18 protein-coding genes are annotated in these 20,934 nt (G+C 60.0%); 3 read left to right on the top strand and 15 right to left on the bottom strand.

Annotation, left to right across the window (positions count from 1 at the left end; all coding sequences use genetic code 11):
* Positions 1-48 precede the first annotated feature (48 nt).
* The 6 genes from ABB27_RS13970 to ABB27_RS13945 all read right to left on the bottom strand — a co-directional run bounded on the left by ABB27_RS13970 (position 49) and on the right by ABB27_RS13945 (position 7,512).
* A complete protein-coding gene (locus ABB27_RS13970; protein ID WP_057629394.1) occupies positions 49-501 on the bottom strand; it encodes a VOC family protein in 453 nt (150 codons plus the stop codon).
* Between the two features lie 92 nt (positions 502-593).
* Positions 594-989, bottom strand: a complete 396-nt coding sequence (locus ABB27_RS13965) for a DUF1801 domain-containing protein (RefSeq protein WP_057629393.1) — start codon at positions 987-989, stop codon at positions 594-596.
* Positions 990-1,314: 325 nt separating this feature from the next.
* Positions 1,315-1,728 carry an MAPEG family protein gene (locus ABB27_RS13960; protein ID WP_057629392.1) on the bottom strand — a complete coding sequence of 138 codons (414 nt, stop codon included), beginning with the start codon at positions 1,726-1,728 and terminating at the stop codon, positions 1,315-1,317.
* A gap of 278 nt (positions 1,729-2,006) precedes the next feature.
* Positions 2,007-3,116, bottom strand: a complete 1,110-nt coding sequence (locus tag ABB27_RS13955) for a hypothetical protein (RefSeq protein WP_057629391.1) — start codon at positions 3,114-3,116, stop codon at positions 2,007-2,009.
* Between the two features lie 3 nt (positions 3,117-3,119).
* A complete protein-coding gene (locus ABB27_RS13950; RefSeq protein WP_152984592.1) occupies positions 3,120-4,769 on the bottom strand; it encodes a hypothetical protein in 1,650 nt (549 codons plus the stop codon).
* Positions 4,762-7,512, bottom strand: coding sequence for a type VI secretion system Vgr family protein (locus ABB27_RS13945; protein ID WP_083491319.1), 2,751 nt, complete (start codon positions 7,510-7,512; stop codon positions 4,762-4,764). Before ABB27_RS13945 ends, ABB27_RS13950 begins: the two co-directional genes overlap by 8 nt.
* Positions 7,513-7,851: 339 nt before the next feature.
* On the opposite strand from ABB27_RS13945, the gene ABB27_RS13940 reads away from it, so the two are divergent.
* Positions 7,852-8,640 (top strand): hypothetical protein, encoded by a 789-nt coding sequence (locus ABB27_RS13940; RefSeq protein WP_152984591.1) that lies wholly within the window; start codon positions 7,852-7,854, stop codon positions 8,638-8,640.
* 147 nt (positions 8,641-8,787) lie between these two features.
* On the opposite strand, the gene ABB27_RS13935 is transcribed toward ABB27_RS13940, so the two are convergent.
* The gene (locus ABB27_RS13935) at positions 8,788-9,999 is read right to left on the bottom strand and encodes a nuclear transport factor 2 family protein (protein ID WP_083491318.1); all 1,212 of its coding nucleotides are present in this window, start codon (positions 9,997-9,999) and stop codon (positions 8,788-8,790) included.
* A gap of 93 nt (positions 10,000-10,092) precedes the next feature.
* The gene (locus ABB27_RS13930) at positions 10,093-11,136 is read right to left on the bottom strand and encodes a helix-turn-helix domain-containing protein (protein ID WP_057629387.1); all 1,044 of its coding nucleotides are present in this window, start codon (positions 11,134-11,136) and stop codon (positions 10,093-10,095) included.
* A gap of 304 nt (positions 11,137-11,440) precedes the next feature.
* Here ABB27_RS13930 and ABB27_RS13925 point away from each other — a divergent pair, with 304 nt between their 5' ends.
* Entirely contained in the window at positions 11,441-12,139 is a 699-nt protein-coding gene (locus tag ABB27_RS13925) for a hypothetical protein (RefSeq protein WP_152984590.1), read from the top strand.
* A 299-nt stretch (positions 12,140-12,438) separates the two neighbouring features.
* On the opposite strand, the gene ABB27_RS13920 is transcribed toward ABB27_RS13925, so the two are convergent.
* The 7 genes from ABB27_RS13920 to ABB27_RS13890 form a co-directional block, all read right to left on the bottom strand.
* Positions 12,439-13,200, bottom strand: a complete 762-nt coding sequence (locus ABB27_RS13920; RefSeq protein ID WP_161809657.1) for a hypothetical protein — start codon at positions 13,198-13,200, stop codon at positions 12,439-12,441.
* 708 nt (positions 13,201-13,908) lie between these two features.
* The gene (gene xerC, locus ABB27_RS13915; RefSeq protein ID WP_057629384.1) at positions 13,909-14,787 is read right to left on the bottom strand and encodes a tyrosine recombinase XerC; all 879 of its coding nucleotides are present in this window, start codon (positions 14,785-14,787) and stop codon (positions 13,909-13,911) included.
* Positions 14,788-14,803: 16 nt separating this feature from the next.
* A complete protein-coding gene (locus ABB27_RS13910; protein WP_057629383.1) occupies positions 14,804-15,481 on the bottom strand; it encodes a DUF484 family protein in 678 nt (225 codons plus the stop codon).
* Complete coding sequence (gene dapF, locus ABB27_RS13905; RefSeq protein WP_057629382.1) at positions 15,478-16,329, bottom strand: diaminopimelate epimerase; 852 nt, start codon at positions 16,327-16,329, stop codon at positions 15,478-15,480. The genes ABB27_RS13910 and dapF overlap by 4 nt, the downstream gene beginning before the upstream one ends.
* On the bottom strand, positions 16,322-16,567 hold the full coding sequence (gene lptM, locus ABB27_RS13900; RefSeq protein ID WP_057629381.1) for an LPS translocon maturation chaperone LptM: 246 nt from the start codon (positions 16,565-16,567) through the stop codon (positions 16,322-16,324). The genes dapF and lptM overlap by 8 nt, the downstream gene beginning before the upstream one ends.
* Positions 16,568-16,620: 53 nt before the next feature.
* Positions 16,621-17,028: a YbaN family protein gene (locus ABB27_RS13895; RefSeq protein WP_057629380.1), complete on the bottom strand. Its 408-nt coding sequence runs from the start codon at positions 17,026-17,028 to the stop codon at positions 16,621-16,623.
* An 18-nt stretch (positions 17,029-17,046) separates the two neighbouring features.
* Positions 17,047-19,155: a S9 family peptidase gene (locus ABB27_RS13890; protein ID WP_057629379.1), complete on the bottom strand. Its 2,109-nt coding sequence runs from the start codon at positions 19,153-19,155 to the stop codon at positions 17,047-17,049.
* A gap of 103 nt (positions 19,156-19,258) precedes the next feature.
* Here ABB27_RS13890 and ABB27_RS13885 point away from each other — a divergent pair, with 103 nt between their 5' ends.
* On the top strand, positions 19,259-20,461 hold the full coding sequence (locus ABB27_RS13885; RefSeq protein WP_057629378.1) for a pyridoxal phosphate-dependent aminotransferase: 1,203 nt from the start codon (positions 19,259-19,261) through the stop codon (positions 20,459-20,461).
* The last annotated feature ends 473 nt before the right edge of the window (positions 20,462-20,934 follow it).

Here is a 20,934-nt window from a genome sequence, read left to right as displayed (position 1 = left end):
CAGGCGAAGCTGGATTCAGCGCGGAGGCAGGCCGTTCTTCCATCGTCCTTACTGCGGACGCGGGTGCTCCAGCTCCTGGGCAAGCCCGATCAGGATTCCCTCGACGCCACGGATGTAGCAGAGCCGGTAGGTATCCTGGTACTTCACCACCTCATCAACCACCGTCGCGCCCAGTTTCTTGAGCCGTTCGAGAGTGTCTTCAAGGTCCACAACCGTGAACATGGCACGTAGATAGCCCAGGGAGTTGACCGGTGCAGTGCGGTGATCGGATGCAATGGCAGGGGCGTCGAAGCGTGAGAGCTCCAGCCGGCTGTGGCCATCGGGTGTGCGCATCATCGCAATCTCGACACGCTGATCACGCACGCCAGTGACACGGCCCGCCCACTCGCCTTCGATCGGCATCCGCCCTTCAAGGCTGAGGCCGAGCTCGCTGAAGAATTCAATGGCGGCATCCAGGTTCTCTACAACGATGCCGATGTTGTCCATGCGCTTGACCGTCATAAAGACTCCTCGGTGCCCGGCATCAGGCTTGAAAGCGGCTGCTCAGCCTCCGTTGATCCGAAGGGATGACAGCAGAGTGGCTGGAAAGCGGCCTAAAGATGGTTGACCCACTGCCGGACTATCGCTGTCAGCGCGCCGGCCTTCCTGTCCACATCACCCGAGCCGCTGAACAGTACTGATGCCCTACCCGGCCCTAGCCAAGTGAGCAACCCATCCGGGTCGACGATGGCATCGGCTGCAACCGTGCCCTTCGGTTTAGCGCCCAGGTGAAGAATCAGCTGCAAAGAGTCCTTGGCGCGCAGGTGCATGGTGGCAAAGTGCTCCGACGTGAGAAAACTCGGTGCATTCCACTTGATCTCCTCAGCGATCGCTGGGTCGATGGTGAGCAGGAGGTTCCTTAGCGACAGAATCTCGGCTTTGAGCGGATGATCCGAGGCTTCAATGAAGGCCTGCACCGTGGAGGCGGAGTTGCGGCTTTTGTTGGTCATGCGGCGGTCTTCCAAAACAGACAAGCGCTAGATCAAGCCGCGGCAACTGGCACAGGCGCGGCGGAATTACACAAGCCTACACCCTGGCTGCGCCCGATGCGGAACCGCATGTCTTTACGATGGAACCACTCCAACAGCTCAAACGACTCTCAATGCCTGTGTTTGGCCGCAAGAGGGCCATACGAGCTCCTTCTTTTCATGCCCCACTGCATTGCCTGGCCAGCTCAAGGGATGGCACACAACCGGCCACCGTAGAGCACCGGAACCGCCCGCCTCACGCACACCAATAATCGCCGCCCGCGCCTACTAGGCGGCTGATTGCCCGTCAAATCGAAGTGAGCAACTTGAAAGACCAGTACAGGCCAATCATCACTTGAACGATGAATGCGACAAACCGCAGGGTCACTGCCAGCGAAGAAGATGAGGCCAGATGGATCAGCGTCTGCACGAAACGCGCGACCACCAGAACATAGGCCAATGGATCGGTGACATGCTCGCGTCCGCTGACAACCGCAATGAGCAACAATCCGCCCAGAACCGGTATGTTCTCGATGCAGTTCGCGTGAGCACGCGCCAACCGTTGCATGAACGGAGAGAGATTCGCGTTGTCCGGCCTGAACTCATTTGCCAGAACAGTCTTTTGAAAGACAAGCTTTGATCGGATGACTTCCATGAGCGCCATAAGAACCAGCGCCCATGCGACAAACAAGGTAAGTGCAATCAGACTCGGCGAAGCCATTGCCATCACTCCGTGAAAGTAGGGACCCCTGCGAAAGTATCAGCCAAGCATCTGCGTGTTCGCTGAGCCCAGCACTGCATTCTTGCCGGTTGCCGACACATTCGTAAACCGCCCGCGCTCAACGCGAAACTGTGATTACTGAATCAGCATCAACGTCAAGCCAAACCAAACGAATAGAAGCATTCCAGGAATGCGTATTTGAATGCAGCCAGTGCGAGGCTGGAGGAGGCAGCTAGGTCCTCCTCCCCAATGGGCGCTACCGAAACTACCAGTAGCACTCAGCCGATCCGTGGAGCGGCTTGATCAGCGGCCCACAGCCAAAAGGTGCTACCCCAATCGCTGCCTACGATTTCAGGGAACACTTCTCCTTCCTTGAAGTAGCGACGCGCACCTTGTGCAGGGGTATACCACCAGCCGCTGGTTGGCACCGCCTTTCCAGCGGGCACCCGCTGCGGACGAAGATCAACACTCGATGTGCCTGCGTATGTGCCGTCTATCTCCTCAAACTCGCCTTCGATCATCTCTACGAAATACCATTCGCTTGGGCGGTCTTCAAAGCATTCCGAGGCTACGAATGAATTGGCGATGTGGGCTTTATCTGCGGTGATATATGACCAATCGTAGGGGGTCATCCCTCGATTTCTATCCAGTATTTCGTACAGCCCCGCACTGTCGCCCCAAAGGCCGGCCCTGCCAATGCGCTGAACAACGCTACGGCCGAATTCATTGAGGCTACTTGCTCCTATCAACTCGCCGCGGCCTCCCGTCCACGCAAACTGCAAAGCGCCATACGGACCTTCTTTCGGCACGTAGACGCCCGTACGCGGCGGAGGTTGATCCGAGAAAGCTACGATGTCTTTGCGTACCCGGAAGCGGGGAATTCTGTGAGCGTCAACAAGTCCTTCAGTCCAAACTATCCAAAACCAAAAATCATCCAGCCCGCCAAGCCGATCCGTAATCGAACTAATGAGCCCTGCGTAGCTGAAAACCGCGGCGGCCTCTTCCTTGAATGCACTCTCTTGATCTGGAGTCGCCCAGGTCATGTGATGGCCGTACTCCTCAAGCATGCGACCACACTGGTTCTCACCCGCAGTGCGGTACACCTCACTGGCCCTAAGTGCGATGGCCTCAACAACACCCTCCCGGAACTCGATCAATGCAGGAAACGCATGGGTCGAAAAGTGAGCGGCGGTGTCCAGTTGTTGCCAGTTCCCCACTGCCAACCCTAGCGAGTCGAAAGGTGTCCGCTCGTCCAGGAAACCGTTAGCCATGGCAATGAGCCTGTCGATTCGTCGCAGCAGCCCCTGCAGGTACTCATTTGAGGTGAAGTGATAAAGCAGGGTGGCTTGACGCTTGTGCCACGGATTGAGATCGCTATTGATTGACATGACCTATTGCTTTGTTATCTGACCGGGGATGTTCGGGAGCCCAAGCTTTACATTCACCAATTGGGACGAAAAATCTAATGTGCCCCAGCCAGTATCGTAAGGCCCGCTAATCCGAGGATTGTTCATGGCTTCACGAATGCTGATGTACTTCAGTTGATCACTGGCAGGAAGAGCTTTCCAAGCGGCGTAAGTCATCGTGCTACTTAGTGTCATCACGCCCGTTGTTTGGTTCACATCATAGAACCGCATGGTATCTGCATGCGTATTCAACGGCTTTCCACTAGCGCCAACAGGAAAACTCCCGTCGGCGCGATAAGGGATACTGGCATCGAACTTGACCTGCTCATATCCGCCTTCCAGAAAATGATCCGGAAGCGACCCGTTTTCTTTTATTTGCGCCGACGCCGGGCCTTTCCAGACCTTGAGTTTTTCACCTGCTTTTATTTCATAAACAACGAACTGACCATTTGGATTCCAATCGGGCCAAACCGCCAATTTCTTCCGCCAATCATTTCGCGGCGTAGCTGAACGCGCTATCGCTCGGAAGACATCTTCAGTCATCCAGTCAGATCCCGCCCCGGCATTGGATGGGGAGACTACACGATAGAGCTTAAGCGGCCCCTCCAGCACCACTGATTTCATCCCTCTTGCGAAGCTTTTTATCTGGGGATCTGAAAGAGCTGGATAACCGTCATTTGCAGCACTTTGAATGCTCTGCCTTACTTTGGCGGGCCTCAAAGGAATGTATTGGCTCGGCGTCCCTTTGTTGAGCCAAGCAGGCTGCGGATTCATACGCTGCATCAGCGTAACTGCATGGGCTTCCGGCAACGTCCCCGTAAAATGCACATTGCGCGCATCAAGGATGCCGCCGCGCTGCAGGATATCTTCAATTTCCAACCGTCGGATGATCGCTTCCATGATCTCGTGAACAGGACGCAACGCGGCGCCAATGTAGCTATTGACCTCTTCCCCTATCCGTCCAACCAGCTCCATCGTTGTCTTCGCACTGGCACCTATGAATGGAATATCCTCAACCTTCCCAAGCAGATTGCGCATCAACAAGATGCCGCGATCGAAGGCATTCAGCAGATTGGCCGAGGTCACAAGGTCGCGAACGACGCGCACCTGACGCGCCAACTCGTGAAACACACGATCCCAACGAAGATGTTTCCAGTACTGGGCAATTTCTCTTCTGCGCAACAGTGTAATAACCCAACTCATCGCCTCATCAACAGCACGGGTGACGTGATTCAGGCCAAATCGGCGTACAAACAAGAAGAATATTTTAAGCACACCCTTGACCAGCGAGCCCAACGTGGGAAACAAGCCGATCAAAGTAAGCACGAGTCCAACCCAAGCCCATGCGTTGCTTTTGTTTTCGTCGATCTGCTTACAGTTGGCGATTATGTCGCGCACATCGCAAACCTGATCGACACCTGGAATCATCGATACAACCGTATCAAACACGACTTGGCCGGTGCTACGCTGCTGATTGAAGTCGCCTTGCAGCGCCTCCCACAGCCAGACAAAGACGTTTTTTCCGCCGTCTACAACGTTGTTGTACTGCTCGGTAATGAATCCAAGCGCTTCGCGCAATTGCTGCACGCTAACCGGTGCAGCTTCATTGGGACGATCTTGCTGCGGATCACCCATGATCCGCTCCTTGCACGATGCTCCCGATCAACTCCAGCGCAGGCCACGCATCTTCTGCGCCAGACTCGCGAGGTTCGTAGACAATCTTCTCGACTTCCCTTGTAGGAACCGGCTCATGATGAGCTTGCCCCTCTGCGTTGAGCTTTCCCTTGATCACTGATCCACCCTTGAAGTGGATCTCATACGCAGTACCTTCCATGGCTTGCAGGGTCTCGGCATCCTGAAAATGAAGCGCGATCCATCGAGCAGCTCTAGCCGCGCCGTTTGGCAATGAAGGAATGAACGGCTCTGCGTTCTCCCCAACCATAAAGGGATGATCCCCAGCCCTGACCTTGAACTCCCCAGGGCAGCTGAAGGTGATATCGCCACCTTCCAAGGTGATGGCGCTGCTACCGGCCTGCAGTACCACCTTGCTCTGCGCGAGTACATCGATGCAGGCATCGGTCGCGGTGATGGTGAGTGCCTGCTCAGAGAGCACTTCCAGCTCACCGTTGTGCGCCTGCAGACTCGCCGGGCCATTGGCTGCGATCAACCGTACCGGTCCATATTGCGCGAACAATGAAACCTGCCCACCAGAGACGGTGGCGATGGTTTGACCGCTGTTGGCATGCAGATCTTGTTGTACCGTGACCTGCAGGTTCTGGCCGGCATATGCAATTGCGCTTGCCGGTGTGGTCCAGGCGATGTGGTTTGGTGCTTCTGCCAGCAACATTGGTTTGGCGAAGCGCTCAACCGGCTCATCGCCAGGCTTACGGCCGTCGCTGGGTTTGAACTGCGATTGGCCGCTGACCTCAGCTTCAAAGCGCCCCTCGGCGTGTGGATCCGCCAGCTCACGTAACAGGCCGGTGCTCTGCCATGCCGTTAGTCCCGGAACCTGTTGTTGCTGCAGGGTCTGCTGCATCTGCTCCAGGCCGCGTTCGGCGCCTTTGAGCTGGGCGACGACTTCAGCGTTATCCATTACCGTGGATGCGGCGCCTTGCTGGGTGCTGGCCGACAGCAGCAGGCCTCCGCCGGCATGCACATTGCCCCAGCCCTGTGTGGCCAGTTCAAAGCCTTCGCCACGCAGTGCGCCGCGTGCTTTGTCCTGGTGTTGGATCAGATAGCCCAGCTCCAAGCGACTGTCCGCCAATGAGCTGTGCAGGCGCGTGCGTAGCTGACCGGGCGTGTCATCCATCACCCATTGCTGGGTACCGCTGCCATCGTGCGCTTGCGTATGCAGGCCGCTGAGCACGCCGGGGTGCTGTGCCTGTGCATCGATGCCGCCGCCGAACGGCGGTGCGACTTCGCCGTTGTACAGCTGGCCGGTGATGCGCGGCTGGTCGATGTCGCCGTGCAGGAATTCCACCAGCACTTCGCTGCCGATGCGTGGCAGGAATGCGGTTCCCCAGTTGGGGCCGGCTACCCATTCCACAACCGGCACCCAGCTACCGCTAGTGTGATCGCCAGGCGCGTGCCCGGGCTGGCTGCTGCCGGTGTCGACGATTCCGCCTGGGTTGGGTGCCCTGCCGCGCTGCCAGTTGAACTGGATACGCACCTGATGTTCGCGATTGGGGCTGATTGTGGCATCGGCGACGCCCACTACCCGTGCGGTCTGCGGACCGTGCAGGCTGGGGCGATCCTGCGGCAACGCCCGCACTGGCACTGCGGCATCGGTGGCGAGGAACTGATTGCGGTAGCTACCGCGCTCCAATTCGCTATGCCCCAATAGCTCGGCGATTCCGCTGTCCAGATTGTTGACTGCGACGTGTTGCACCACCAGCACCTGGAATTGCTGCGCTTCGTACTGCGGGTGTTGGACAAGGCTGAAGCAGGCGCCCGCCGCCAGCCGACGCTCGCTGCCGCTACCGCTGTACAACAGCTGCGGCAGCCGCAAAGCATCCAGGCGCGCTTGTGCTTCGTTCTGCGCCCAGCTGGCATCGGCAAAACGCCCGGCACGCGGCTGCACATACACCTCAAGCGTGGGCAGCTCACCGGCTGCCGTACTTGTCTGTGCGGGAACTGCCCTGATCTGCTCGCCATGCCAACTGGCCACCGTGCTGCTGTTCGCGACCAACTGCTGGCGCTCACTGAACGCGGCGATGCCGTCACTGGCCTCAGTGGCCGCAATGCGATGGAAGCGCACCGCACCCATATCCGGAAGCTGCGCCTGTGGCCCAAACACCACCAAGGTGTGACTACCCTCGCCGTCCTGCGCCTGCTCGATACGCCAGGCCAAGCCAACCTCTGCCAGCAGGCGGGTAACGAACTCCCAGTCGGTCTCGCGGTATTGGGTAATGATGGGCCGCTGCGATAGCGCCGCTTCCGCGTCGAAGCGATAGGACGCCTGCGGGTAGTCGGCAAAGATCCGCTCGCAGACGCCGCGTACATCCATGTCCTGGAAGATCACGGCATTGCGGCGCAGGCGTAGCAACGCAGTCCACGGTTCAAGCACCAACTGGTATCGGGCCAAACCGCCATCGCTGCCCAACTGCGCCACTTCAGTGCATAGGCCGTGCCATTGTCGCAGCGCACCGCTTGCCGTCCGCAACTGCAGCGTCCGTGGCTGTTCCAGCCAAGGATCGATATCCAGGAAGGCATCGGTGGACAGGCAATCGATCTGCAGGCGGGACGCGCCGCAGATGCTTTCCTGCCCTTCAAAACGCTCCACCACCAGACCGTCATGCGGCCCCTGCAGCTGGATCAGGCGATTGTTGTGCGACAACGACGTCAATGAAGCGAGCAGTGCCGAGTGTCGGATATCCATATCGACAGACTCTTGATCAGGGCGAAATGCGCGCGATGCTTCCGGCTATCGCGAGCGCGGCCCGATTAGGCCATAGCACTGAACTGATTTGACGCTGCGCCGCTACTTTTGAGACGTTTCCCGTGAAATCTGTCAGAACTACTGTCGGCGACCTTCGCTATCAAACGGCAATGCTTCAGTGCGGATTGCTGTTTCTTCCAACTGATGCTTCTGCAGCTTCCTGATGAGCATGGCCCACTGCTCATCCGTGTATTGGCTTCAAACGGGAGGCGCATACAGACTGCCTGCATGTACAGTGGCTGCGCCGCCATAACTGCTCATCCACACAAGGGTCTCGACATGAAGTCACTTCTTTCCCTTCTGCTACTGGCATCAACTGCGCTCGCGAGCGGCATCGCCTTGGCCGACGACAAGACCGCCTGCACCTGGCCTCTCACGATGCCTGCGCCCAGCTTGCTGCTGGTAGGTGAAGTCCATGGCACCAACGAGGCACCAGCGCTGATTGGCGATCTGGCCTGCGCCAGCGCAAAGTCGGGCAATGCAGTGGTAGTGGCGCTGGAGGTTCCGATAGAGGAGCAGGCAAGGCTCGATCACTTCCTGACGAGCGATGGCGCCGACGCAGATCAGGCAGCCCTTCTGAGCGGCCGATTCTGGACACGCCAGCCCCAGGATGGACGATCCAGCGCAGCCATGCTGAAACTGCTGCACCGGCTACGAACACTTCATGCCGAAGGTGCAGGAATCAGCCTGCTGGCCGTCGACGATGGCATGGCAGGATCGAGGGACGCCGGCATGGCGATGCGCATCAGAGCAGCACACAACGGAGGCACCCCGGTGATCGCTTTGCTTGGGAACGTTCACGCCAGCCGCAAAAAGGGCCGCCAGGGAATGCCAGACTATGAACCGGCAGGATACTTGCTGTCTGATCGCAACCCACACAGCGTCTACGTACGTGGGCCTGCCGGTACAGCTTGGGTATGCGTGCCGGAGTGTGGCGTCACGCCGATCCCAAACAATCGTTTCGTGGGCGACAAGAAGGGCTACTTGCCTGCATATGAAGTGATGCCGGGCTATGACGGCCTGTATGGCGCATCGAGCACGACGGCATCACTTCCCGCCATCAACTGAGGGCTCCGTTTCGACTTGGTCACAACATCAAGCGGTCGCCCCGCGCGCAAAGCATCGGAACCAGCCTTCAATCAACCCGACTCTGACCCAGGCTCCAGTCCGCCCGCTGCCATCCAGCAGCGGGCAGTCCGGCTCAGCTGCAGCTACTCAACCACTCGCTTGCGCAGCGTTTTGTAGCACAGCACTCTCAACCTCCAAGCGCTGAATGATCGCAGCCACCACGCCACGGGTGGATTCCCAGTTCATGCCGGTGATCAGCCGGCCATCAACTTCCACATGCGGTGCGCCGCGCGCGCCATGGCTGAACTGGGCTTTGCTGCCGCGCAGGCGCTGTTCGATGGAGAACGGGTAGGTCTTGTAATAGGCCGCGCTCATGTCCTCGTAGGCATCGGGATAGCCGGTGACACGCCTGCCGCTGACCAGCGCGGAGCCGTCTGACAGGGTCAGGTTCACCAGTCCAGCGCTGCCGTGGCACACCGCCGAGACGATGCCGCCCCGTTGCTCGTAAATGCGCACCGCCAACCATTGCATGCCCGGGTGCTCGGCAACGCCGTACATCGCGGCACTGCCGCCGATGTACATCAGCGCGGAATAGTCGCTGGCCGTCACCTCGTCGGGCCGGCGCGTGTTGGCCAGCGCCCACATCAGGTCGGCGTCGAAGATGCCGGCTTTGTGCTCGGGGTTGCTGGTGTCGATATAGGCCAGCGGCACGGCCCCGCCTTCGGGGCTTACGAACTGCACGCCGTAGCCCGCCTCGCGGAAACCGGCATAGGCGCGCACCAGCTCCAGGAAACTGTTGCCGGCGCTCAGGCGGGTGCCGGGCATGATGTCCACGTTGGACACCGCCAGCACCACCTGGCGGCCATGGGCGGGCGCGGTTTCGCGGGTGGCGGTCTTGCTGATGATCAGCCAGCGTCCTTCCAGCTTCTTCAGCAGGAACAGATCGACAAAGCGCGCCTGATCCTTGCTGACCAGAATCTCCGCCTTGGCGGTGGCGATATTGCCTTCGACCTGGATACCGAGCAGGCGACCGATGCGGCCATTGAACAGCCCCGGCTCCTTGCCGAACCAGCTGGTGTATTCGGCGATGCCCACCTCGCGCATGCCGTCGGTGCCCTGGCTCAGGTATAGGCGCGCATCGGGATGGAAGGCGCGCCTGAGCCGATCGCGCTGGTTGTACGAACTGCCATGCAGATAGTCCTGGATGACCGCGGAGATCTCCCGCTCATCCGAAACCGGTTCGGCATGCGCCAGCCCGCCGAACAACAGCGCAAGGCTGACCACGGCGAACCATCTGACAAGACGCGCTGGCAGTGATATCGCGCCGGCAGCGGCCGGCTGGGAACGCGTTACTGACATGAAGAGACTCCGGAGGATAGGTGCCCCGAAGTCTGCAGAATCCCTTTACGAATCAATCTACTGAAGCGTGTTTACGGACTCACCAAACACGTTTCAGGAGCCCACCACCAAGCGCGACTGGGCCTGCCGCCACGCTGCGGGCGTTGTCCCTTCCACCTTCTTGAAGCTGCTGTAGAAGGTGGAGGTGGACAGGAAGCCGGACGCCTCCGCCACATCCTCCATCGATGCCGACGCCTGTGCGCGCAGCAACTGCTTGGCGGCCTCGATCCTGACCTGTGCCAGGTAGGGCTTGAAGGCGGTCTTGAGATTGTCGTTGAGCAGCTGCGACAAGCGTGCCGTGGGAATGTTGAGCCGCTTGGCCAGCTTGGCCAAGGTCAGGCCAGCGTCCTTGTACAGGCCCTCGTCGGCCATCAACGCGTGCAGGGCGCGCAGCGTCACCTCGGCATCGCTAGCCGCGATCTTACGGTCACGGTAAGGCTCGGCGACCGGAGCAGGTCTACGCCGGGCAAGCGCAACACTGATGCTCAGGTACAGCACCAGCGAGAACGACAGCGCACCGACGATGTACGACGTCAAGCCGGAGGTGGCATAGGCCAACCAGATCACCCCCACACCCACAATCACCGAGACCACATGGCTGCGGCTCAGCGCGCCGGGTGCCGTATCGGCGCGACCTCGTTTGCCGCCGCGCAGGAACAGCAGCGTTGCCACCAGCAGGCATGCCAACCAAATCACCTGGATGGACGCCCACACCGGCCCAGCCCACAGGCCGACGTTCTCCGTATAGGGCCAAGCGACACCAAAAGCAGTCGCCAGCACCAGCAGGCCCAAGGCGATAACCGCATCGTTCCGGGTCTGCCGGCCATCGGGATCAAGCCAGGCCCGCACGAAACCGATCAGGCAAACGCCAATGAAGAAGCAGGCGGTCAAACCAACCTGCAGAACCAGCTTGGAGATATCGGGCCAGAAGAAGACCAGCACGGACTTGCCAGTGCGCAGGCTCAGCATCAGCACCAAGGCCGCAAGCCAACGCTGGGCGGGCCTGACGGGCTTTCGGCATAGCAGGTAGACCGACAACGCCGCACCGTTGAAGACGCCCAAGCCAGCGAAGAAGAACAGCAGGTAGGAGGTCAGCATGGGTGCGTGGGTGCCCGGAGGGAAGCGAGTGGATAAGGGGGAATTCAGTGCATCGAATTATGTCCGCTTCAGGCTGTGGCGTCATGGGGGCTTGGCAGATGCTCGAGCCAGCGCGGAGATATTCAACATATGCAACGACCGTACCAGGGGAAAAACCCCTTCGCGCACCCTCGCCCGCCTATCTCCATGCCAAAACACCTAGGTTGGTTTAAGCTGAAGCTACTCGCAAAAAATCGATCTCCTACCTTCAACTCATCGCAGGAGCACCATGAAGTTTAATAGCGCCTCTCGACTACATACAATCATGACGAAATGGAAACCAATTAATGGGAATGTCCCAGCCATTCAAGCATGGAAAGCAGTGCTATCAGTTGAAGGAGAATCTGACAACCGAAATTGGATCCGCACATCAGAGCATCTACACCTGTTGATTGATGAACTCGATCTACTTCAAGACAAGCTTCATCTACTTGGCTTCTCCGCTCAAATATTCGAACCTCCACTAAAGAAGCTCGAGAACTCCCTATCCCCTCAACTTCTGACTAAGCAAAGTGCGAACATCAAGCAATATCTAACTGAGGATGTATATACCGGCCTAGCCTTTTGCAGCGAACTACTTCCTGTGGAGGAGGAGGGAATTCTGCAAGAGGATTTTGCCGATCTCGTTGGCTTGATCAATCAACTCGAACTCCTTCTCATTGACAACGCCTTTCCTGCCCCGCTTACTGCACTAATTCGCAGACATATACGCCTTGCCGAGCTCGCAATAGCCCAGTATCCGATTCGCGGCGCAGGCGCGCTCAAGGAGGCTGTCAAGTATGCAACAGGCGACATCTATTTCAGCGAATCCGATCTCACCGATATTTCCTTCGAGGGCGGCCAATCCTTGAAATCCTTGTGGCAGCGAATGAACAGTCTAGCGGACAAGGCAATCAAAGCTGACAATCTGTTCCAGATCGGCAGTCGCGCGACAAAACTGCTTGACGACTTGATAAACAGTTAAATCAACGCCCCGCTTTAAACAGCGGGCGCGCCCTAGAGTCCGAAGTTAATTGTTGCCGCTTTGACCATTAGTTGTTCTGCACAGGCAACTGAAGTCATTTCGCCCAGCACCTTTATAAATCGCTCCCCGCCGCGCTCCCTCCGCCGCGTTTCGATCTCTGCGATAACATGCAACCGTGTCGAAAACCTGTGCCTCTTAGATATACATCGTATAGACACAAACTGAAGCTCTCGATATCGGCACCACAGCCTTGGCTTCCAGACTGGATCAGCAACTGCTGTGTTGACCCATAAAGTTATCTAAGCTTGGAGGAATGATGATAGCGTCGCCTTCATAAATTCATATACCCACGCAGCAATCAACGACGCCGTTATACCAAGAACCAGCGCAGAGAGCACGGAAACAAATATAGAAAAAATAGTGTGCGCCCTCACGAAATCAATAATCCGGTCAGCTAGCGGCTTCTGCACTTTACGAATCTCTTTCTTTACACTTTCAATAAGCTCATTTGATACCTTGGCCTCCTTTAGCTGCGAGCAACACCGCTCACACACGCAAGGCCGATGAAGCGATGCCACAACATCCATCTTATTAGCATTCATATCGAACAAGCAGCCGCGCGTCTCATCATGCGCGTAGTTAGTGCTTTCAGACGCCACGGGAATCCTGCTCCCATAACGCCGAAATACAAGAACGGCTGCATAAAGCACCCTAAGTGAAAGATTCTTAAGAGGGAGCCGGTGATGACGAACGATATGATCCATTTCGTAGAACGTGAAAACAATCCGATTATCAGAGAGCCGGCGAAGATACCAATTGCACTCCAACTTCACCGTGACAAACATGACAAGGAAGTCGCACGTCGGATCGCGACGAACGGCATTTTCGAACTGAACATCGGAAAACTCCCAGTCATCCCCCGCCGCATCTTCGTTCAGCTGAAAACTCTCGATCACTGAACTTATCTCAAAGACATTGGAATTCCATGAAGCTAGCTCACGCGCATCGAAGTCCGGCGGCGGATGGCCGACAATCGCAAGCTGCACTTTACATTTTGACATCATTCCCCCTAGAAAATGGCGCCTACATTGAGTGCAGGCAGCGAAAAAAACATCATAAATAGATTACTTAGCATACCTACCTGCTCGGCAATCAAAGCTGGATCCGCAAGTACTCCCCGTTATCACGGATAATAGAAACCAGCTGTGCCTAGAGAACTTCAAGCGTTGAATTCGTTGTTATAGCCATCGCATGCAACCCGTGCCTATGAACCTCGGAGACTCCGTCCAGACACTCTGCATCATTCGCGACAGCTCTGAGGTGCAATTCGAACTCATGCTCTTCCAACATGAAACAACAATTTCTGTCGAGATCATCCACCGCTATCTCTCGAAAAAATAGAATGTGCAGCATAACAACTACCCTGAAAAAAAGTTTTATTAATACTCATAACTTCTAAACGGAGTTTGATACAACCTAGCTTCTAGCGTGGAGACACAAATTTCGGCGAACCATCACTACAGTCACCGGCGAATGGTCTAACATAATGATGAGCCAGCCGCCAGCATTGCCCCGCCAAACCGCTCCCTTACCGCCGCCCCTTTTTATCCAAGCGCTAGCTGTACACATTCCCCAGTTCACGCTGCATGGCACCAAGCTCCCCGCTCATACGCCTTTATTTTAGTAATGCGCAATCCAGCTAACAAGCCTGAGCAAAGCCGGCGCCAACTGACGTCCAGCAGACTACTCGTTCCCCATAGTTCCCCCGCTTAAATCTTCCGCTTCGCCCTAGGATGCGCAGCATCATAAACCTTGGCCAGGTGCTGGAAATCCAGATGCGTATAGATCTGGGTGGTTGCGATATCCGCATGCCCCAGCAGTTCCTGCACGCCGCGCAGGTCGCCTGAGGATTCCAGAATATGGCTGGCGAAACTGTGCCGCAGCATATGCGGGTGCACGTTCTTGAACAGCCCCTGGCGTTGCGCCAGTTGCTTGATGCGGATCTGCACGGCGCGTTGGCTGATGGGGCCGCCGCCGCGGCCCGGGAATACCGGCTTCTCGCTGGTACCGCCGCTTTCCTTGCGCCATTCCTGCAATGCATTCACTGCATGCGAGCCGACCGGCACGGTGCGTTCGCGGTTGCCTTTGCCGTGCACCAGCACGATGCCGCTGGCGGTATCGAGGTCGCGCCAGCGCATGGCGCAGAGTTCGCTCAGGCGCAGGCCTGAGGAATAGAACAGTTCCAGCAGGGCGCGGTCGCGCAAGCCTAGCGGTGCATCGGTGGGCAGTTCGACCAGCTGCACGGCTTCGTCGGCGTCCAGCACCTGTGGCAGTTTGCGCGGTGCCTTTGGCGCGCGCAGGCCGGCGGCGGGGCTGGTGTCGATGATGTTGTTCTTCAGCAGCCAGGCGTAGAAGCTGCGGCAGGCCGACAGGCGGCGTTGCAGGCTTTTGGCCGACAGGCCGCGGCGGTGCTCGCTAGCGATGAACTCGCGTAGCTGATCGCCTTGCAGCGCCTGCGGATCGGTGACTTCGTGCGCTTCGCACCATTGGCTGAGCGCGGCGAGGTCGCGCTGGTAGGCGTCCAGCGTGTGCGCCGACATGCGGCGCTCGACCTGCAGGTAGGACAGGAATGCCTGGACGGCACTCATCGCCGCGTCACTCCACTCAAGCGCTGTGGAAGCGCTGTAAACCCGTCACCAGCGATTCGCCCATCATGCGCAGGAACAGCGTGCCCATGCCGGGATAGAAACGGTTGGGATCGTAGCTGCCAACGGCAATCAGGCCGACGCCGGGCAGCGGCAGCAGTGCAGTGGACGAGACTTCGTTGACGCGCTCGCCGTACAGCACCACGTTCTTTTCCTGCTGCAGGCGGCCGCAGATGGGCTCGCCGTCCTGCAGGCAGTCGTGGAACGCGGCCAGCCGTTGGTCGTCCTTGGCGATGACCTGCAGCCACGGTGCTTCGGCAAGTTCCGGCACGTCGTCGAAGGAGACGATGCGCACCAGGTCGCCGGCGAAATCTTCTTCCAGCGAGGCTGCCATCGCACGCAGAGTGTCGGCGGCGCTGTTCTGGCGCATCAGCGCCAGGGTCAGCTGGTGGGTGCGCACGGCCAGGCGTTCGTTGATCTGCGCGTTGGCGCCGAGGTCGGCCAAGCGCCGCGACAGCTCGCGGTTCTTGTCGCGCAGCACTTCCAGCTGGTAGCTGGCGAGCGAGGCGGTGGGGCCGTCGTCGCGCGGCACCACCATGGTCAGGGCCAGATCGGGGAACTGCTTGAGGAAGCTCGGATGACGCCGCAGCCAGGCTGCAACTTCATGGGCACCGATTTTCTCGACTGTGTCGTTCATCCCATCCACTCTCCGTCGAATACGAATGCTGCCGGGCCGGACATCACGATCTCGGCATCCTCTGCCGGCCATTGGATACGCAGGTCGCCACCGGGCAACGAGATCAACGCGTCGCGCTGCAGGCGGCCGCGCTGCATCAGCACTACCGCCGCCGCGCAGGCACCGCTGCCGCAGGCCAGGGTTTCGCCAACGCCGCGCTCGTAAACGCGCAGGCGGGCGTGGCCGGCGTCCATCACCTGGGCGAAGCCGACATTCACCGATTCGGGGAACGAGGGGTTCTGCTGCAGCAAGGGCCCTACCCGCTCCACCGGTGCGGCGTCGACCGAGCCCACTTCCAGCACCGCGTGCGGGTTGCCCATCGACACGGCGCCGAAGCGTACGTTCTCGCCCTGCAGCGAGGTCATGTATTCCTCACGTGCGCGCGGGAAGCCGAGCAGCGGGATCTGTGCCGGCTCGAACTCGGGCTTGCCCATGGCAATGGCGTATTCGCCGTTGGCCAAGCGCTGCACGGCGTGGGTACGGGTGGGGCTGTCGATGATGAAGTCATCGCCCTGCACTGCGCCGTCGCGCACCAGCCAGGCGGCCACACAGCGCGCGCCGTTGCCGCATTGCTGCGAGGTGGAGCCGTCGGAATTCCATATGCGGTAGGAGGCCACGGCGCCTTCGCTGCGCGGCGGCTCGATGGTCAGGATCTGGTCGCAGCCGACGCCACGATGGCGGTCAGCCAGCAGTGCGGCCTGGGCCGCATCCGGGGGAGCGCTGCCATCACGCAGGTCCAACACCACGAAATCATTGCCGGCGCCATGCATCTTGCTGAACTGCAGGCGCCCTGTTGCCGACTTACTCATTGACGCCATCACCACCGGTTGCATCGTCCAGCGCCTCGTCTGCCTTCTTGTCGGCAGCCGGGTCAAGCTTGTCAGTGGCCGGATCGGCAGCGGGCTGCTCGGCCGGGGTGACTTCCTGTTCCTCGATCGGCACCGGCTTCTGCGGCATCACCAAGGGGCCCTTGTTGCCGCAGGCACTGAGGCCCAGCAGCAGGAAGGCCGCCGGGATGAGAATCAGGAAACGGGACGTCTTGTTCATGCCCCGGAGTATAGCCACTGGACCATGAAGTCCGAACCGCGGGCGTGCGCTGTTCAGCGTTCGCCCGGCGGCAGGGGCCGCAGCCACAGCCACAGGCAGACGCAGGCCATGATGCTGATCGAGGTCCATTTCACCCAGGCCAGCGGCACGCACCACAGGGTGATCAGGGCGCAGGCCAGCATGGTCAGGCTGGCCATCCACTTGCCCTTGCGGCTTACCGCGCCGTGCGCCTGCCAGTCACGGATGGCCGGGCCGAAGCGCGGGTGGTCCAGCAGCCAGCGGTGCAGCCGCTCGGAGCCATGCGAGGCCGCCCACGCCGAAATCAGCACGAATACGGTGGTAGGCAGGCCGGGCACGAAAATGCCGACGATGCCCACCCCCAGGCTCACATAGGCCAGCAGCCACCACGCCCAGCGCAGGCGCGGCGGGCGTGGTTGGCGCGGTGGCGGTGTATCAGGCATGCCCACAACCCTGCTGCATCAATCGGCCAGGCCCAGCTGCCACAACACGAAGGCGAAGGACTCGGCCTGTTCCTTGTAACGCTGGAAGCGGCCGGACTTGCCGCCGTGGCCGGCTTCCATATTGGTGCGGAACACGATGGGCGCGGTGCCGGTATTGACGTCACGCAGCTTGGCCACCCACTTGGCCGGCTCCCAGTACTGCACCTGCGAATCCCACAGGCCGGTGCCTACGAACAGCGACGGGTAAGCCTGGGCGGTGACGTTGTCGTACGGTGAGTACTTGAGCATGTATTCGTAGTACGGCTTCTGCTCCGGGTTGCCCCACTCGTCGTACTCATTGGTGGTCAGCGGGATGCTGGCATCGAGCATGGTGGTCACCACGTCGACGAACGGCACCTGCGCCACCATCACCCGGTAATCGCCCGGCGCCTGGTTGGCCACGGCGCCCATCAGCAGACCGCCAGCGCTGCCGCCCGAGGCCGCAACGCGGTCCTTGGCGGCGTAACCCTGCGCCACCAGCGCGCGGGTCACGTCGACGAAATCATTGAAGGTGTTCTGCTTGTGCAGCAGCTTGCCGTTGTCATACCAGCTGCGGCCCATCTCCTCGCCACCGCGGATATGCGCGATGGCGTAGACCACGCCGCGGTCCAGCAGGCTAACCACGCTCTGGTTGAAGCCCGGGTCCATCGACATGCCGTAGCTGCCGTAGGCGTACTGGTACAGGGCGGCGGTGCCGTCCTTCTTGAAGCCCTTCTTGTAGACCAGCGACACCGGAATGCGGGCGCCATCACGGGCGGTCACCCAGACGCGCTCGGTTTCATACTTGCTGGCGTCGTAGCCGATCACCGGCTGCTGCTTGAGCAGGCGGCGCTCGCCGGTTTTGACGTTGAGCTCGTAGGTGGTGGCCGGCGTGGTGAGCGAGGTGTAGCTGTAGCGCAGCCACTCGGTATCGGGCTCGGCGTTGATCGACAAGCCCATCGAGTAGGCCGGCTCATCGGCCTTGACGAACTCGCTGCGGCCATCGGCGAACAGCAGGCGCACGCGCTCCAGCGCTTCGGCGCGCTCGGCGATGGCGGTATAGCCGTCGAACAGCTCGAAGCCTTCAATCAGCACCTGCGGATCGTGCTTGACCCAGTCCGTCCACTGCTTGCGGCTGGTGGCGCCGTCCGGGGCGGTAACCAGCTTGAAGTTGGTGGCGCCATCGGCATTGGTGCGGATCACCCACTGGCCGTTGTAGTGGTCGGCGTCGTATTCCACATCGCGCTCGCGCTTTGCCAGCACGGTGAACTCACCCGGGTTGGCGGCCGAGGTGTAACGCAGCTCGGAGGACACAGTGCTGTCCACGCCGATGGTGATGAAGCGGTCGTCGCGGGTACGGCCGATGCCCATGTAGAAGCTGTCGTCCTTCTCCTCGTAGACCAGCACGTCGGCGCTGACCGGAGTGCCGAGCACGTGCTTCTTGACGCGCACGGTGAGCAGGGTTTCCGGGTCGTTCTCGACGTAGAACAGGGTGCGGTTGTCATCGGCCCAGACCACATTGGCCGACACGCCCTCGATCACGTCATCCAGCACCTTGCCGGTGCCCAGGTCCTTAAAGCGGATGGTGTACTGGCGACGGCCAACGGCGTCTTCGGCCCAGGCCAGCAGCTGGTTGTCGCGGCTGATGTCCATGTCGTCGATGCCGAAGTAGCCCTTGCCTTCGGCCAGCACGTTCAGATCCAGCAGCACTTCTTCCGGCGCCTGCATGTCGCCCTTGCGGCGGGCGTGAATGGGGTAATCCTTGCCGGTTTCGTAGCGGGTGTAATACCAGTAGCCGCGCTCACGGTACGGCACGCTGGCATCGTCCTGCTTGATGCGGCCGACGATCTCGGCGTAGAGCTTGTCCTGCAGCGGCTTCAGCGGCGCCATCAGGGCATCGGTGTAGGCGTTCTCGGCGTTGAGGTAGGCCAGCATCGCCGGCTCCTTGCGCTCGTCGTCGCGCAACCAGTAATAGTCGTCCTCGCGCTGTGCACCGAACGGTGCGGTCACCGTGTGCGGGCGCTTTTCAACATCCGGCGGGGTGGGCTGGGAAGCGGCGGCGGTATTGATCATCAGGCTTGCAACCAACAGGCAAAGAAAGGGTTTCATCAGGTTCGCTCCGGAACAGCGGTGGTGCATCCAGTGCAACAGCGCACAGTGTGCCACGCCCGGTGCTTGCGCCGTTGCCATCAACGCCGCCTATCATGCAGGCATGAACACGCCCCACGCCCCGCAAGCCCCCTATAGCCGCCGCAGTCAGGAGATCGCGCCCTTCCACGTCATGTCGCTGCTGGCCCGTGCCAACGCGCTGGAGCAGGCCGGCCACGACGTGATCCACCTGGAGATCGGCGAACCCGATTTCACCACCGCCGAGCCCATCATCCGTGCCGGCCAGGCTGCGCTGGCGGCCGGCCATACCCGCTATACCGCCGCACGCGGCCTGCCCGCCCTGCGCCAGGCCATCGCCGGTTTCTACGGCCAGCGCTACAACCTGGACATCGACCCGGAGCGCATTCTGGTAACCCCCGGCGGCTCGGGCGCCCTGCTGCTGGCCTCCAGCCTGCTGGTGGACCCGAACAAGCACTGGCTGCTGGCCGACCCCGGCTACCCCTGCAACCGGCATTTCCTGCGCTTGGTGGAAGGCGCGGCACAGTTGGTGCCGGTTGGGCCGGACAGTGGTTACCAGCTGACCCCGGAATCGATTGCCGCCAACTGGAATGCCGCCAGCGTCGGGGCCTTGGTGGCCTCGCCTGCCAACCCGACCGGCACCACCCTGGATGCTGGGCAGTTGACTGGCTTGTCAGCGGCGTTGAAGGAGCGTAGCGGGCACCTGGTGGTGGATGAGATCTACCACGGGCTGACCTATGGCTTCGATGCACCCAGCGTGCTGGAAGTGGATGACGAAGCCTTCGTGTTGAACAGCTTCTCCAAGTACTTCGGCATGACCGGCTGGCGCCTGGGCTGGCTGGTGGCGCCGCCGCGTGCGGTACCGGAGCTGGAGAAGCTGGCGCAGAACCTGTACATCAGCGCGCCGTCGATGGCACAGCATGCTGCGTTGGCGTGTTTCGAGCCGGAGACGATTGCGATCTTCGAGCAGCGCCGGGAGCAGTTCCGACAGCGCCGGGATTATCTGCTGCCGGCCTTGCGCGAGCTGGGCTTCCGCATTGATGTGGAGCCGCAGGGCGCGTTCTATCTGTACTGCGATGTGAGTGCCTTCACCGATGACGCGCAGGCGTTCTGTGCGCATTTTCTGGAGACCGAGCATGTGGCGTTTACGCCGGGCTTGGATTTTGGCAACTACCGCGCCAACCAGCATGTGCGGATTGCATATACGCAGGATGTTGGGCGTTTGCAGGAGGCGGTGAAGTGGATTGGGCGGGGGTTGGAGCGTTGGGGGCGTAGAGCTGAAAGCTAGAAGCTAGAAGCCAGGAGCTGGGAGCTAAAAAGCTAAAAGCACCCCTCCCCAGCCCTCCCCTTCGCCTGCGGCGAAAAGGAGGGAGCAGAAGCAACGCCTCAAGCAGCAAGGCAAGCTCGGCAATCGCCTTGCTTGTCGCCCCCTCCCTTTCGCCAAAGGCGAAGGGGAGGGTTGGGGAGGGGTGCTTTGGCTTTGGCTTTGGCTTTGGCTTTGGCTTTGGCTTTGGCTTTGGCTTTGGCTTTGGCTGTGGCTGTGGCTGTGGCTGTGGCTGTGGCTGTGGCTGTGGCTGTGGCTTTGGCTTTGGCTGTGGCTTTGGCTTTGGCTGTGGCTGTGGCCTTCGCTGTGGCTTCGGCTATTCCCTTCTCCCGCTTGCGGGGGAAGGTGCCCGGAGAGCGGATGGGGGGGAGGCTTTCGAGCTTCGGAAGCAATTGCCTCAGTTCACCCTCAGGACTTCGCCCTGCACTCACCCCAAC

Source organism: Stenotrophomonas terrae, from assembly GCF_001431465.1.
Classification (GTDB): Bacteria; Pseudomonadota; Gammaproteobacteria; order Xanthomonadales; family Xanthomonadaceae; genus Stenotrophomonas; species Stenotrophomonas terrae.
This window is presented reverse-complemented; position numbering and strand designations above follow the sequence as displayed.

Coding starts and splice junctions, on each gene's coding strand:
- ABB27_RS13970 (WP_057629394.1), bottom strand. CDS start 501: ATGACGGTCAAGCGCATGGACAACATCGGCATCGTTGTAGAGAACCTG.
- ABB27_RS13965 (WP_057629393.1), bottom strand. CDS start 989: ATGACCAACAAAAGCCGCAACTCCGCCTCCACGGTGCAGGCCTTCATT.
- ABB27_RS13960 (WP_057629392.1), bottom strand. CDS start 1,728: ATGGCTTCGCCGAGTCTGATTGCACTTACCTTGTTTGTCGCATGGGCG.
- ABB27_RS13955 (WP_057629391.1), bottom strand. CDS start 3,116: ATGTCAATCAATAGCGATCTCAATCCGTGGCACAAGCGTCAAGCCACC.
- ABB27_RS13950 (WP_152984592.1), bottom strand. CDS start 4,769: ATGGGTGATCCGCAGCAAGATCGTCCCAATGAAGCTGCACCGGTTAGC.
- ABB27_RS13945 (WP_083491319.1), bottom strand. CDS start 7,512: ATGGATATCCGACACTCGGCACTGCTCGCTTCATTGACGTCGTTGTCG.
- ABB27_RS13940 (WP_152984591.1), top strand. CDS start 7,852: ATGAAGTCACTTCTTTCCCTTCTGCTACTGGCATCAACTGCGCTCGCG.
- ABB27_RS13935 (WP_083491318.1), bottom strand. CDS start 9,999: ATGTCAGTAACGCGTTCCCAGCCGGCCGCTGCCGGCGCGATATCACTG.
- ABB27_RS13930 (WP_057629387.1), bottom strand. CDS start 11,136: ATGCTGACCTCCTACCTGCTGTTCTTCTTCGCTGGCTTGGGCGTCTTC.
- ABB27_RS13925 (WP_152984590.1), top strand. CDS start 11,441: ATGACGAAATGGAAACCAATTAATGGGAATGTCCCAGCCATTCAAGCA.
- ABB27_RS13920 (WP_161809657.1), bottom strand. CDS start 13,200: ATGTCAAAATGTAAAGTGCAGCTTGCGATTGTCGGCCATCCGCCGCCG.
- xerC (WP_057629384.1), bottom strand. CDS start 14,787: ATGAGTGCCGTCCAGGCATTCCTGTCCTACCTGCAGGTCGAGCGCCGC.
- ABB27_RS13910 (WP_057629383.1), bottom strand. CDS start 15,481: ATGAACGACACAGTCGAGAAAATCGGTGCCCATGAAGTTGCAGCCTGG.
- dapF (WP_057629382.1), bottom strand. CDS start 16,329: ATGAGTAAGTCGGCAACAGGGCGCCTGCAGTTCAGCAAGATGCATGGC.
- lptM (WP_057629381.1), bottom strand. CDS start 16,567: ATGAACAAGACGTCCCGTTTCCTGATTCTCATCCCGGCGGCCTTCCTG.
- ABB27_RS13895 (WP_057629380.1), bottom strand. CDS start 17,028: ATGCCTGATACACCGCCACCGCGCCAACCACGCCCGCCGCGCCTGCGC.
- ABB27_RS13890 (WP_057629379.1), bottom strand. CDS start 19,155: ATGAAACCCTTTCTTTGCCTGTTGGTTGCAAGCCTGATGATCAATACC.
- ABB27_RS13885 (WP_057629378.1), top strand. CDS start 19,259: ATGAACACGCCCCACGCCCCGCAAGCCCCCTATAGCCGCCGCAGTCAG.